General features: G+C 62.2%; 12 protein-coding genes. 10 read left to right on the top strand and 2 right to left on the bottom strand.

Features of this window, described 5'->3' with window-relative positions; all coding sequences use genetic code 11:
* Window positions 1-63 precede the first annotated feature (63 nt).
* Together C0456_RS11120 and C0456_RS11115 are read right to left on the bottom strand one after the other, a co-directional pair.
* Window positions 64-2,943 carry a TonB-dependent receptor gene (locus tag C0456_RS11120; protein ID WP_291051812.1) on the bottom strand — a complete coding sequence of 960 codons (2,880 nt, stop codon included), beginning with the start codon at window positions 2,941-2,943 and terminating at the stop codon, window positions 64-66.
* 167 nt (window positions 2,944-3,110) lie between these two features.
* The gene (locus tag C0456_RS11115) at window positions 3,111-3,947 is read right to left on the bottom strand and encodes a hypothetical protein (protein ID WP_291051810.1); all 837 of its coding nucleotides are present in this window, start codon (window positions 3,945-3,947) and stop codon (window positions 3,111-3,113) included.
* A gap of 226 nt (window positions 3,948-4,173) precedes the next feature.
* On the opposite strand from C0456_RS11115, the gene C0456_RS11110 reads away from it, so the two are divergent.
* The 10 genes from C0456_RS11110 to C0456_RS11065 all read left to right on the top strand — a co-directional run bounded on the left by C0456_RS11110 (window position 4,174) and on the right by C0456_RS11065 (window position 13,683).
* Window positions 4,174-5,568, top strand: a complete 1,395-nt coding sequence (locus C0456_RS11110) for a pectate lyase (protein ID WP_291051807.1) — start codon at window positions 4,174-4,176, stop codon at window positions 5,566-5,568.
* Window positions 5,569-5,648: 80 nt separating this feature from the next.
* The gene (locus C0456_RS11105) at window positions 5,649-6,746 is read left to right on the top strand and encodes a LacI family DNA-binding transcriptional regulator (protein WP_291051804.1); all 1,098 of its coding nucleotides are present in this window, start codon (window positions 5,649-5,651) and stop codon (window positions 6,744-6,746) included.
* A gap of 107 nt (window positions 6,747-6,853) precedes the next feature.
* Complete coding sequence (locus C0456_RS11100; RefSeq protein WP_291051802.1) at window positions 6,854-7,495, top strand: RpiB/LacA/LacB family sugar-phosphate isomerase; 642 nt, start codon at window positions 6,854-6,856, stop codon at window positions 7,493-7,495.
* 49 nt (window positions 7,496-7,544) lie between these two features.
* Window positions 7,545-8,306 carry a 2-dehydro-3-deoxy-D-gluconate 5-dehydrogenase KduD gene (gene kduD / locus C0456_RS11095; protein ID WP_291051799.1) on the top strand — a complete coding sequence of 254 codons (762 nt, stop codon included), beginning with the start codon at window positions 7,545-7,547 and terminating at the stop codon, window positions 8,304-8,306.
* A 26-nt stretch (window positions 8,307-8,332) separates the two neighbouring features.
* Window positions 8,333-9,331, top strand: coding sequence for a sugar kinase (locus C0456_RS11090; protein ID WP_291051796.1), 999 nt, complete (start codon window positions 8,333-8,335; stop codon window positions 9,329-9,331).
* A 119-nt stretch (window positions 9,332-9,450) separates the two neighbouring features.
* Window positions 9,451-10,464, top strand: a complete 1,014-nt coding sequence (locus C0456_RS11085) for a TRAP transporter substrate-binding protein (RefSeq protein WP_291051794.1) — start codon at window positions 9,451-9,453, stop codon at window positions 10,462-10,464.
* Window positions 10,461-10,967 carry a TRAP transporter small permease gene (locus C0456_RS11080; RefSeq protein ID WP_291051792.1) on the top strand — a complete coding sequence of 169 codons (507 nt, stop codon included), beginning with the start codon at window positions 10,461-10,463 and terminating at the stop codon, window positions 10,965-10,967. Before C0456_RS11085 ends, C0456_RS11080 begins: the two co-directional genes overlap by 4 nt.
* Window positions 10,967-12,247, top strand: coding sequence for a TRAP transporter large permease (locus C0456_RS11075; RefSeq protein ID WP_291051789.1), 1,281 nt, complete (start codon window positions 10,967-10,969; stop codon window positions 12,245-12,247). The genes C0456_RS11080 and C0456_RS11075 overlap by 1 nt, the downstream gene beginning before the upstream one ends.
* 100 nt (window positions 12,248-12,347) lie before the next feature.
* Entirely contained in the window at window positions 12,348-12,689 is a 342-nt protein-coding gene (locus C0456_RS11070) for a cupin domain-containing protein (RefSeq protein ID WP_367179251.1), read from the top strand.
* 1 nt (window position 12,690) lies between these two features.
* On the top strand, window positions 12,691-13,683 hold the full coding sequence (locus tag C0456_RS11065) for an alpha/beta hydrolase (protein WP_291051784.1): 993 nt from the start codon (window positions 12,691-12,693) through the stop codon (window positions 13,681-13,683).
* Window positions 13,684-13,691: the final 8 nt, after the last annotated feature.

Genomic DNA, 13,691 nt, shown 5'->3' with positions numbered 1-13,691 from the left:
GGTCAGGTCGCGGCACACGGCGCCAGGGAGTGAGCACAGAGGCCTCCCAACCCATGCCTCGGGTTAGTAGCGGTAGCGTACACCGAGAACGAATTCGCGGCCGGTATGCTCATAGTTGAGGTTGTTCTGACGGTCCGAGCTGATCCAGCGCTCGTCATACACGTCCGTCAGGTTGATCGCCTCGAAGGTGAGCGCGATCTTCTCCGACAGCTGGTATGAGGCGGAGAAGTCGAGGTTCAGCGTTGCCGCCTTGCCTTCCACATCGTTGCCGCTGCTCGCCGGAACGGTTGTCAGATACTCATCCCGCCAGGTCGTCGAAATCCGCGCTTCAAAAGGACCGCGCTCATAATAGAGCGTGCCGCTGAAGGATTCCGGGGATTGGCCGACAAGTGGCTGTGTGACGGTTGCGCCGGTTGTGGGGTTCACGATGTAATCGAATTCAGATTCGATCTTCGTGAAGTTCAAGAGCGCGCCGAAGCCATGCAGGTATTCCGGGATGAAGCTGAAGTTGAACGGCGTTTGGGCCGTGATTTCAAATCCGGTCAGGTCGCCCCCTTCAGTGTTGATGAAGGTCGTCACCGCGAAGATGTCGGAAGGCGAAACGCCAGGCTGCAGCAGGGATGTGGGGAAGCCCGTTTCCGAGAACGGAATGTCCTGACGCAGACGCTGGTTGAAGCTCTCGATTTCCTTGCGGAACAGGGCCACCGAGAAAAGGGCTTCCTCATAGGGATACCATTCGAAGGAAAGGTCGTAATTGTTTGACCGGATCGGATCGAGATAGGGGTTGCCCGCAGTGAGCGACAGTCCCGGAGGGCTGGCGTCGATCGAGCCACCAGGCGTCAGCGCCGTCAGGTTCGGACGGGCCATCGTCTTGGCAGCGGCGAAGCGCACCAGGAAATCCGGAATGGGCTCGAGGACCATGTTGAGCGCCGGCAGCGTGTCATCGTACTTGTAGTTCGCTGTTGTTTCGGCCCCACTCAGGATGCCGACCGAGGTGAGGTCCGTCTCGACATACCGTACACCGAGGTTACCGCGGAACGGCATGGAGGCAATTTCCGTGCTCCAGTCGAGCTGAACATACCCACCCGTCGATTTCTCGTTTGCGCTGCGGGTTTCGCCCGCAAACACCGTGCGGCGCCAGTCCCCATATTCGTTTACGCAATCACAATCGAAGTTGATGATGCTGTTGAGCGCGTTAAGGTCTGGAATGACCCAGGTGGTCGGCGTTCCGGCGGGCAGATCCATGCCCTGGCCGAAATTGCTGATCGTGGTCGTGTAATCGGCCAGGGTATAGCCGTTGGCCGCCAGTTGGGCCAGCGTGGTTGCTGACACGCCCTCGACCGGCTTGCGCCACTCGTTGACGCGGAAACCAAACTCCTTGACCGAGACGCCGCCGCTGACGGTGAACACATCGGTCAGGTCATATTCCAGGTCGATGCGGGCTGTTTCGTAGGTGTTCAAAGTCTTGTTAGGCCGCAGACGGATGATCGAGGCATCCCCCAGGGCCGTGCTGGACGAGAACACATAGTTCGCCGGATTGGTCACGTCGAAGCCGTAATTGAATGCCGGCAGATTCGGATCGGAATAGTCGTATGAGTATCCGTCAATGTCGTAGGCTTCGAGCGAGATCGTTGTCTGCTGCGGGTTCGTGCCAATGGCGCGCGAAACGCCGCCCATGGCTGTCATCCGGAATCGGTCAGTAAACTGATGCTCGATGTTGATAGAGTTCTGGAAGAACTCCGTCGACAGAATGTCGATCCGCTGTTCCGTGCGGATGTCGACATCGTTGAACGTGCCCTGAACCAGTGTGTTGTTGTTGTCCACGCGGCCAGACACGAGGTCCACTGCGCGGAAACCCTGTACGCCGGTTTCGCGGGCAAAGGAAATGGCCTCGAGGAACTCTTCCTTGCGGGTCTGGTCGAGCTTTGCGTAGAGGGAGTCGAAGGTGATTTCCGTCCCGTCCCACGGCTCGAACTGGATGGCGCCGGTAAGGCCAAGACGCTCACGGTCATAGCTGATACGGCCATAGCGCGGGATACGCGGGTGGGCTGCGCTCCAGGCGGCTTCCTGCGCCGCAAGGCCGGTCAGCGTATTTCCACTGGCGTCGGTAATGGTGCCAACGGACTGATAGCAACGGGTCGTGTTGACATAGCTCGTGATAACCCCGCCGGCGCTCGTCGGTACACAGCCATCATCTGCCGGAACCCGGAAGCGGCCCGAACTTGAGCCCTCTTCAAATGTGTTGCGGGTCGAATAGGCAACTGACAGGAGGCCGCCGAGGCGCCCGTCCATCCAGCGGTCGGAGATGAGCGCTGTGAAGCGCGGATCGGTCTCTTCCGACAGGTCGTTATAGGACGCCTGCGCGCCTGTGGCGAATGTGAAGTCGTCGAAGTCGAAGGGTTTGGCCGAACGAAGCTGGACGGTTGCGCCGAGGGAGCCTTCATCGACAGCGGCTTCCTGCGATTTGGCCACTTTCACGCTGTTGAACAGATCAGCGGCGAAAATGTTGAAGTCGAACTGGCGGTTGCGGTTGGCGCGGCCATCGCGGCCGCCCGTGGTTGCCAGGGCCTCCATGCCGTTGATCTGGACGCGGACGAAGTCCGAGCTGAGGCCGCGCACGTTGATGGAGCGGCCTTCGCCGCCGTCCCGGTCAATCTGTACGCCGGGAATACGCTGGAGCGATTCGGCGAGATTGAGGTCTGGGAAGTCGGCAATGTCCTCGGCGCTGATAGCGTCGACAATGCCTGTTTCCGCGCGTTTGACCGCAAGGGATTGCTGAAGACTTCCGCGGAAGCCCTTCACAACAACCGTTTCCTGCCGGCTTTCTGCTTCGTCCGAAGGCGCGTCTTCCTGCGCCGTTGCGCTCAGGCCGTTCGTAAGCAGGCCGATGGCAGCTGCTCCCATCAGCAGCCGGAAATTAAAACTGTTCTGTTTGAAACGCATGTCTGGTCTCCTCCCCAGGATATTGTCGTTTCGACTGGCGTCTCCCTTCTTTGAGGGAGGTTCACGAATAATGCCACCGGTATCATTATATATTTTGCCACCGGTAGCAATTTAAAAATTGGTCTTTAGTCCATGTTTTTGCCTGCTTTCCTGAGATTTCGGGAAACTCAACGCTTGGCCGGTTGAGAGGCCGCAAGTGTGGCAACGGGGCGCGACGGAAGTAATCTAAGATAGATTGCCTCCATTCCTTCGGCTTCGATAGAGGCTTCTTGTCCGGGGGCGGCGGTGTGAACACCGGTCACAGCTCCGGTTGATACATACATTCCCATTCGGAGGGGAAGGCCTCTGGCGGCAGAGATCTCCAGCAGCTGACGGAGCGACTCGATCGGCCCGCCGGGAATTGCGGACGCGTCAGCGCGGCCAACTTCCTTGCCATCAATCAGTGTCCGCATCTTCCAGTTGGCCGGCGGCACGTCTCGCCAGCCGACGATTTCCTGACCGAGAACGAGGCCGTTATTATTCCCGAAATCGGATATCGTTACCAAGGGCCCGTGATCATTTATGCCAGCAAAACAGCTCGATGCGATTTCTGCGCCCAGATGCATTGATCCGGCGATTTCAAAGGCTTCTTCGCGTGTCCAGCGCAGCTTTTCAGCTGGCGCATCACAGCGCGTAACAATAATGATTTCGCTTTCAACCGCGCCAAATCCACCGTCAAAAACATAGCAGTCCACAGGCGCCCCCTTGGCATGGGAAATCTGTGACCTGAAGATGGGCCCGGCGAGCCGGTCCGTACCATAGGCGTCGTCCCAGGGGGGATTGATGCGCCCGACTTTCCAGCCGGCCAGAATGTCTGGCCAGAGGCGGATGGCGCGATTTTGAATCGCATAGGCCTCGGGCAGTGTTTCAGGCATGCTGCCTGGATATTTCGTCAGAGGCTGGGCCTGCAGGCGGGCACGCACAAAGGCGTCAGCGCGGGCGTCTGCCGCGGCCAGACTGCTCACCTTGGTTGTATTTCCGTGCACCATCCCGTGAACCCGTATTGGTCGGCTGCAGCCCTTTTGTGCGGCAAGCCGTATTTGCTGATCCTCTCTCTCCCAGCATGCTGGACAGACAAGGAAACCGGTGTCATAGTTGCGCGAAAGTTCATTCTGTCAACTGGTTTCTCAATCGGGTTGGTGGGCAATATCGGAAAGGTGCCGGTTCAGAGCGCCGCATGGAGGAGAGTTCATGGTCTTTCAGTTTCACAGGTCCGCACGCCGCAGCGCGGTGGTTCTCGTGGCCATTCTGGGCGGCTGCGCCAGCCTTGCTGCGGCGCCGCAGATGAGCGCGTCCCCGGCGGCCGGATCAACCGTTGCTGCCGCTCCTGAGCAAGCCTGGTTCTTCCCCGAAATCGACTGGTCAGCCTACACGGCAGGTGGGCGCGGCGGTGAAATCGTGCGGGTCACCACGCTGGCCAGTGATGGGCCGGGCAGTTTTCGGGAGGCCATTGAAAGGCAGGGCGCACGGATCATCGTGTTCGAAGTGGGCGGGGTGATAGACCTCGAAAAGGAAACGATCGCGATCACGAATCCCAACGTCACGATTGCTGGCCAGACGGCCCCGTCGCCGGGGATCACGCTGATCCGGGGCGGTTTGGATGTTAAGACGAATGATGTCATTATCCAGCATCTCCGTATACGGCCGGGCGACAATGGCGAGCCGCGCGGTTCAGGGTTTGCCGAAGATTCTATCTCGACGCTCAGCGCGCACAATCTTATCGTGGACCACTGCTCGCTGACCTGGGCTGTCGACGAAAACCTCTCCGCCTCCGGCCCCCGCTTCACCGGCAACACGCCAGACGAATGGCGCGCAGGCACATCCCGCAACATTCTTTACAGCCATAACCTGATTGCCGAAGGGCTTGCAGATTCCACCCACCCCAAATTCGAACACTCGAAGGGGTCGCTGATCCACGACAATGTCAACGGCATCCTGATCTATGGAAATCTGTATGCACACAATTACGAGCGCAGCCCCCTGTTCAAGGGCGGTGTGCACGGACAGATCGTCAACAATTTCATCTACGATCCCGGCCAGCGCGCTGTGCACTATAATCTGCAGGCGCTGGAATGGGGCAAGGTGCCCTTCGAAACCGGCAAGATGGATCTTGTCGGCAATGTGATGCGCGCCGGCCAGTCTACCGCGGAGGGACTGCCGCTGGTGATGATTGGCGGAGATGGGGATCTGGCGCTGCACGCGCGCGACAACATTGCCGTTGATCGCTGGGGCAATCCGTTGCCGGAGCGCGGCCGCTATACGACCGGCCCGGCGAAGTTCATTGACGCGCCGGAGGCGATGCCGTTGCCGGCAGGACTGCCCGTAATGCCTGCCGTGGCGGTCGAGCGGTTCGTGCTGGCCAATGCGGGCGCCCGCCCGTGGGACCGCGACAGTCATGATGTGCGCGTGTTCGCAAACGCCGCTGAAGGGCGGGGCGAGATCATCGACAGCCAGTCGGAAGTTGGCGGCTATCCGGCCGTTGAGCCCAGCTACAAGGCCTTCGATCCGGCCCTCTGGGATCTCGAGACGATGCTGCCCAAGTCTCCGGAAGCGCTCGATTCAGGTGCCCGCAGCCGGGGCACCTGAGCGGCAGAAGATGCGCGCCGCTTGCAAAATGTCCACTGCCGGGCAAAAGAGGACATTCCATCCTCCAACAAGGGTTTCCGGTGAGCGATAAATCAAGACCTGAGTTCGAAGCCGAACTCGCGGCCGCCGTGCGGGAAGCCGCTGAGTTCAAGCAGCACGGCCGGGCGACGATCAACGACATCGCGCGCATAGCGAAGGTGTCCAAGAAGACCGTATCGCGCGTCATCAATGACAGCCCGCTCGTCAAGCCGCGTACCCGTGAGGTCGTCAAGGCCATCATTGCCGAGCTTGGCTACACACCGGACCCTCAGGCCCGCGCGCTGGCCCTGCGCCGGTCCTTCCTGGTCGGTCTGGTCTATGACAATCCGAGCCCGCAATATGTCGTGAACATGCAGCGGGGGATTCTCGACGCGCTCGAAGAAACCGATTTCCAGCTTGTCCTGCGCCCGGTCAGCCGCGCGGATGCGAATTATCCGGGCCGCCTCAAGCAGTTCATTCAGCAACACAAGCCCTTCGGCCTGATCCTGCCGCCTTCGGTGTCGGAGGATGACGAACTGGTGCAGATGTTCCGCGACAATGATGTGGACTATGTGCGCATTGCGTCGGGCATGCTGGATGAGCCGTCGCGCATGATCCTTACGCATGACAGCGAGGGCGCTGCGCAGGCGGCCCGCCATCTGTGTGCTCTGGGGCATACGGACATTGCCCATATCCACGGCCCGGAATCCTTCCGGTCTGCGCATGAGCGCCGCGATGGCTTCCGGCGCGGCCTGGCCGAAGCGGGGGTTAGTCTCAACCCGGAACTGACCATCGAGGCGGGCTATACTTTCGACTCTGGCCTTCAGGCGATGGAGCGCCTGCTCTATGGCAAGCGCCGCCCTACGGCGGTGTTTGCGGGCAATGACGAGATGGCCACGGGCGCCTATGTCGCCGTGCGCAAGGCGGGCTTGCGGATTCCCGAAGACGTGTCGATCGTCGGTTTCGACGACACCCCGATCGCAGGCCGCCTCTGGCCGGCGCTGACCACCGTGCGCCTGCCGATCCGCGAGATGGGCAAGGCGGCCGCGCGGCTGCTTCTCGACCAGGCGGCGGGGAAAGAGCCTGAAGAGGTGATCAGCTTCACGCCTGAAATCGTGGTGCGGGAATCCTCTGCCGCTGCGCCGCGCAAGGCGGGCTGACAGGCGCTCCCGAATTTCCGGATGCGGGGCCGATAACGGCTTGCAGCGTTCGGCAGCTGAGGTTATGACACCGGTTACCAAATGATACGCCGCTAAGGAAACGCCCCATGAAAATCGCGCTCATCATTGAAAACAGCCAGGCCGCAAAAAGCAGCATCGTTCACGACGCGCTGACAGCTGTCGCCGAGCCGCTCGGCAACCAGGTGTTCCATTACGGCATGTACACGCCGGAAGACAAAGCCCACCTGACCTATCCGATGATCGGCATCCTCGCGGGCATCCTGATCAACTCCAAAGCCGCCGACTTCATTGTCACCGGTTGCGGCACGGGCATGGGCTCCAACCTAGCCTGTAACTCGATGCCGGGCATTTTCTGCGGCCTGATCATCGACCCGACGGATGCTTACCTCTTCGGCCAGATCAATGACGGCAACGCCATTTCCATGCCCTACGCAAAGGGCTTCGGCTGGGCCGCTGAGCTCAACCTGCAGGACTGCTACCGCAAGCTGTTCGAGGTCAAACGCGGCGAAGGCTATCCGAAGGAACGCGCCGCCGTCATGGCGAAGAATCGCGGCATCCTCAGTGAGCTGAAGAAAGCTTCGTGCCACGATATGCTCACCGTGCTGAAGGCGATTGATCAGGACCTCCTGAAGACCGCCATTTCGGGTGAAAAGTTCCAGGAATACTTCTTCGCCAACTCGCAGGATGCGGCAATGTCTGACTATCTGAAGGGTGTGCTCGCGTCCTGATCGCGGGCTTCCGGCGCACACAAGCAAAGAAACTCAAGGGGAGGCTTTCGTGAACCTCAGCATGTTCAACCTTGAAGGCAAGATCGCCCTCGTCACCGGCGCCAATACCGGCCTTGGGCAAGGCCTAGCCGTCGGTCTCGCCGAAGCGGGCGCAGACATCGTCGCGGCCGGCCGCTCGGTGCCCACCGAGACCGAAGCGGCTGTCAAGGCGCTTGGGCGGAAATTTGCGTTTGTGCCGGCCGATTTCAGCAAGCCATCCATTGCCGGTGATGTGGCCGCTCAGGCAGAAGCGGCCCTCGGCCCTGTGGACATCCTCGTCAACAATGCCGGCATGATCAAACGCAACGACGCGCTGGAGTTCACCGAGGCCGAGTGGGATGAAGTGATGGATGTGAACCTCAAATCGGCCTTCTTCCTCTCCCAGGCTGTGGCCAGGGGCATGGTCGCGCGAAAGTCCGGCGGGAAGATCATCAACATTGCGTCCATGCTATCTTTCCAGGGCGGCATCCGCGTGGCGAGCTACACCTCGTCCAAGAGCGGCATTGCGGGCCTGACGAAGCTGCTCGCCAATGAGTGGGCGGGGCATGGCATCAATGTGAATGCCATTGCGCCGGGCTATTTTGCCACCAACAACACGGACGCCCTCCGCGCCGATGAAAAGCGCAACACCGAGATCCTCGCCCGCATCCCGGCAGGACGCTGGGGTCAGCCCTCCGATCTTGCTGGCGCTGCCGTATTCCTTTCCTCCCGCGCATCTGATTATGTACACGGAACAATCGTCGCCGTGGATGGCGGCTGGCTCGCGCGCTAAGCCGGGTCCGGGGGAGGAAATCAGGAATGCCTGCGCGCGTTGTCTGCTTTGGAGAGCTCCTGCTGCGCCTGACAGCGCCGGGCGCCGAGCGCCTGCTCCAGTCCTGGTCGCTGGACGTCTGCGTTGGCGGGGCGGAGGCAAATGTGGCCGTCTCGCTCGCCGCCTTCGGGCATGATGTAAGCTTTGCCAGCGTCGTGGCCGATAATCCCCTCGGCGCGGCGGCCCTGGGCGAGCTGCGCCGGCACGGGGTTCACACCGATACCGTCCTCCGCGCGCCGGGCCGGATGGGGCTTTACTTCCTTGAGCCGGGCGCCGTGCGCCGTCCCGCCCGCATCACCTATGACCGGGCAGGCTCTGCCTTTGCCAGCGCCTTGCCGGAGGCGCTCGATTGGGCATCCATCCTTCAGGGCGCCGCGCTCTTTCACATCTCGGGCGTCACCCCCGCCATCGGACGCAATGGCGCGGACGCGGCCATGCGCGCGGCTAAAGCGGCTGTGGACGCAGGCGTGCCCGTCTCCTTTGACGGCAACTACCGCGCGCTGCTCTGGGAAGCCTGGGACGGGGACGGCCCGGCCATCCTCAAGGAAATTCTCTCCTGCGCCACCTACGCCTTCATCAATGAGCGCGACATAGCGTTGATCCTGAAGGCCCGCTTTGAGGATCGCCAGTCCGCCTTTGCGGCGGCCTTTGAGGCGTTCCCGCGCCTTCAGGCCATCGCCGCCACAACCCGTCAGCAATCCTCCGTGGACGATCAGGCGATCGCCGGTGAACTCGTCACGCGGGAAGGCCGCTGGGTGTCGCCCGTGCATGAACTGCCCGGCGTGATCGACCGCATCGGCGGGGGCGACGCCTTCGCCGCCGGGGCATTGCACGGGCTGATCGAGGGCAGGGCGGCGCAATACACAATCGACTTTGCCGTCGCTGCCGGGGCTCTGAAGCACTCGATTCCCGGCGATTTCAACCGCGTGGGAGTCGCCGAAGTCGAGGCCGCCATGGCAGGCGGAAACCTCGATGTAAAACGCTGAGACCCAGCGCTGAAACAGTATTGACACCGGTTACCATAACGCCAGTATGGAACCTTATAAAAAGATCAGGCCGGTCGCAAAGACCGGCGCCCAACGGGGGCAGGAAAACACCCATGCGGATGCCAGCTTCAGCTGATCCAGTAAGGCCTAGCCGCCGCCATGTGCTGGCCGCGGGGGCGGCCATGGCCGGGCTCAGCGCCTGCGGCGTCCGCGCGGGCCGGGAGTTCCTGTCAACCGATACGCACCCGGAAGAATATCCGACCGTCCAGGCGGTCAAGGAAATGGGGCGCCTCCTGAGTGCGCGGACCGATGGGCGGCTCGGCGTCAAGATCTATGCCGGGGGCCAGCTCGGATCGGAGCAGGATACGCTGGAGATCACCGTCTTTGGCGGCCTCGACATGAACCGCGTGAACCTTGCCCCGCTGAACTCCATTGAGCCGCTGACAAGCATTCCGGCATTGCCCTTTCTGTTTCAATCCAACGACCATATGCGCCGCGCGCTCGACAGCCCCATCGGCGACGAAATCCTCGCCTCGCTGGAGCCCCACGGTCTCATCGGCCTCTGCTTCTATGACAGCGGCGACCGCAACTTCTACAACACCCGCCGCCCCATCCGCACACCGGCAGACATGCGCGGCCTGAAGATCCGTGTGCCGAGCTCTGACCTCTATGTCTCGATGATCCGCGCCCTCGGCGCAGACGCAACGCCGATGAGTATCGCCGAAGTTTATCAGGCGCTCGTCCAGGGCGTCATCGATGGCGCGGAGAATAACTGGCCCTCCTATGAAAGCGGGCGCCATTTCGAGGCCGCGAAGTATTACAGCCTCACCCAGCACGTCATCGCCCCGGAAGTCCTCGTCATGTCGAAATCCCGATGGGACAAGCTGGACGAGGCAGACCGCGCCCTGGTGCGCCAGACGGCCAAGGAATCAGTGCCCTACATGCGCACCCTGTGGGACCAGCGCGTGGAAGACTCCCGCGCCCGCCTCATGGCCTCAGGCATCGAGGTCAACGAAATCGAGGACAAGGCCGCCTTCGCCGCCGCCATGCGCCCGGTCTGGGACCGCTACATTGTCTCGGAGCAAGCAAAACGTCTCGTCTCTCAGATCGAAGCCATGGGAGAGGCGGAATGATCCGTATGCTCGCAAACTTCACGCGCATCGCCGCAGACCTGCTGATCAAGACAGCGGCCTTCGGCCTCGTGCTGATGACAGTCATCGTCGGTTGGCAGGTATTTGGCCGCTATGTCCTAAACTCGACGCCGTCCTGGTCGGAACAGGCCGCACTGACGCTGATGATCTGGTATGTCGCGCTCGCTGCGGCGGCCGGCGTCCGGCAGGGCTTCCACATCCGCATCGTGGCGCTGGAAGAGGCCGCTCCGCCCGCCGTGCGCAAATGGATGCAGGTGACCTCCAATACCATTGTCGGCCTCTGCGGCGCGGCGATGTTCATCTGGGGCGGCGAACTCGTGCTGCGCACATGGAGCCATGTCGTCCCTTCGCTCGGCATCCCGCGCGGGCTCACCTATCTCGCCCTGCCGATCTCCGGCGCGCTCATGGTCCTGTTCGCCCTTGAACAGGTTCTTGAGCGCCTCGGGCTTCGCGCAGCAGACGCCCCGAATGAGGAAACCGCCTGATGGAATTGCTCATTCTCATGGGTGTGCTCGTGCTGCTGCTCGCCATCGGCGTGCCCGTGGCCTATTCGCTGCTCGGCGCCGCCATCGCCACCTTCCTGGCGATGGACATTCCCCTCGTCGTGGTCTTCCAGCGCCTCGCGGGTGGCATCAGCGTCTTCTCGCTGATGGCCATTCCCTTCTTCATATTTGCGGGCGACCTCATGTATCGCTCCGGCATAGCCCAGCGCCTTGTCGAGGTGGCCGAGGCAATGCTGGGGCGCACGCGCGGCGGGCTCGGCCTCGTCAATGTCGGCGCGTCCACCATGTTTGGCGCTGTCTCCGGCTCTGCCATCGCCAGCGCGTCGGCGATGGGATCGACGCTCATGCCCCTGATGAAGCAGAAAGGCTATGGCGCAGACTACGCCGTCAACGTCACGGTCTCTGCCGCCATCGTCGGCCTCCTCATTCCGCCCTCGCACAATATGATCATCTACTCGGCCGCCTCCGGCATCGGCGTGCCGATCGGAGACCTGTTCCTGGCCGGTGTCGTTCCCGGCATCGTCACGGCAGCGATCCTGATGGCCGTCACCTGGCTCGTCGCCGTGCGCCGGGGCTATCCCAGCGGGCAGTTCCCCGGCTGGGGCGCCTTCATCCGCGCGATCCTGATTGCGGTCCCCGGCCTGATGGCGGCTGTCATCATCATGGGCGGCATCCTGTCGGGCATTTTTACCGCGACCGAGTCTTCCGCCATCGCCGTTATCTACACAGTTCTCGTCGGCGCCTTCGTTTATCGCTCGCTGGGCTGGTCGCGCTTCGTCGATGCGGCCCAGCAGTCGGTCAAGGTCACGGCCATGGTCCTCCTGATCATCGGCGCCGCTACGGCCTTTGGCTATGCCCTCGCCGTGCTCGAAGCGCCCGCAAAGCTGGCAGAACTCATCACCTCAATCACGCGCAACCCGCTCGCCATCCTGCTCATCATCAACATCACGCTGCTTGTGCTGGGCACATTCATGGACATGTCGCCCCTGATCGTTATCACCACGCCGATCCTTCTTCCCGTAGTCATGGAAGTGGGCGTCGACCCGGTCCATTTCGGCATCATCATGATGCTCAATCTGGGCATCGGCCTTGTCACCCCGCCGGTGGGCTCGGTGCTGTTCGTCGGCGCCGCCGTTGGCGGCATCAAGGTAGAAGACGCTGTGAAAACGATCTGGCCCTTCTATCTGGCGCTCATCGTGTCGCTGCTGCTCATCACCTATATTCCCGCCCTGTCGCTGTCGCTGCCCGGCCTGTTCAAATAGAGGATTTCTCATGATCCGCCTGCTGACTGGATTGCTTGCGTCATCGTTCCTCATCGCCTGCGCGAGCGCTCCCGCGCCGGACGCGCCCGCAGCCCCCGCGATGGTCATCGTCTCGGAAGAAGACGTGAAGGTGGACGAGCCCCCACCACACGGAAAGATCGGCATGAGCACCGCCTGGCGCATCTCCGATGCAGTTCCCGTGCGCGCCTTCGAGTTCCGCAAGCGCGCGCTCCATCCTGGCAGCGCCATCGGCCTCCACCCGATCAATCATGATGAGATCTATTACGTCCTGTCCGGCGAAGGCATTGTCCATTCCGACGGCGAAGAACAGACCCTCACCGAAGGCATGGCGGCCTATCTCTACACCGGCGCAAATGTCGGCATACGGCAGGTCGGCGCAGAGCCGCTCGTCCTCATCATTGCCTATCCGCCGGGGAAGTAGCATGCTGTCCCGGCGCATCCTCCTGGCCATGTTTTCCGCCCTGGTGCTCGCGGCCTGCACGACAGCGCCCGCTGAGCCTGAGGCCGCCCCGCCGGCGATCGAGGCAGATGCCGTCATCCCGCTCTGGCCCGAAGGCCCGCCCGGCGGCGTCCCCGCAGGCCTGCAGGAAAAGATCGTTCACCGCGAAAATCCCTTCGGCCTGATGGACCGCGCGGCCCATGACGTCACCGCGCCCAGCCTCTCAATCTTTTATCCCGACGCGCCCGATGGCTCCGCCATACTCATCATCCCCGGCGGCGGCTACAAATGGGTGGTGATCGACAAGGAAGGCTTTGAAGGCGCCCGGCATTTTGCCGCCGAGGGCGCCACGGTCTATGTCCTGCGCTACCGCCTTCCGCATCAGGGCTGGCAGGCCGGGCCGGATGCCCCGCTTCAGGATGCCCAGCGCGCCATGCGCCTCATCCGCGCCCGCGCCGCTGCAGATCGTATAGACCCCGCGCGCGTGATGGTTATGGGTTTCTCCGCAGGCGGACATCTCGCCGGCACACTGGCAATGAAGTTCGACTTGCCAGCCTACACCCCCATCGATGCAGCCGACGCCCTCTCGGCGCGGCCGGACGCTGCCGCGCTGATCTATCCCGTCGCCACACTGGCAGAACCTTTCGCCCATCCCGGATCGCGGCAGAACATGCTGGGAGACCAGCCCACGCCGGAGTCCATCGCCAGCTGGTCGCTGGAGTCCATGGCGCGGCCGGATATGCCGCCGGTCTTCCTCATGCACGCCGCAGACGACGCGGCCGTGCCCGTCGAAAATGCGCTGATCCTCCACGGTGCCCTGCGCCAGGTGGGCGTGCCCGTCGCGCTGCATATCTTCGAGGAAGGTGGCCACGGCTTCGGCCTGCGCGGCATCGCGGATACGCCGCTGCGGTCATGGCCCTCGCTTCTGCGCGACTGGGGCGTTAACAAGGGCATATTCCCCAAGGGTAATTCCTGAACGCTGGA

Source organism: Hyphomonas sp. (assembly GCF_013823385.1).
GTDB lineage: Bacteria > Pseudomonadota > Alphaproteobacteria > Caulobacterales > Hyphomonadaceae > Hyphomonas.
This window is presented reverse-complemented; position numbering and strand designations above follow the sequence as displayed.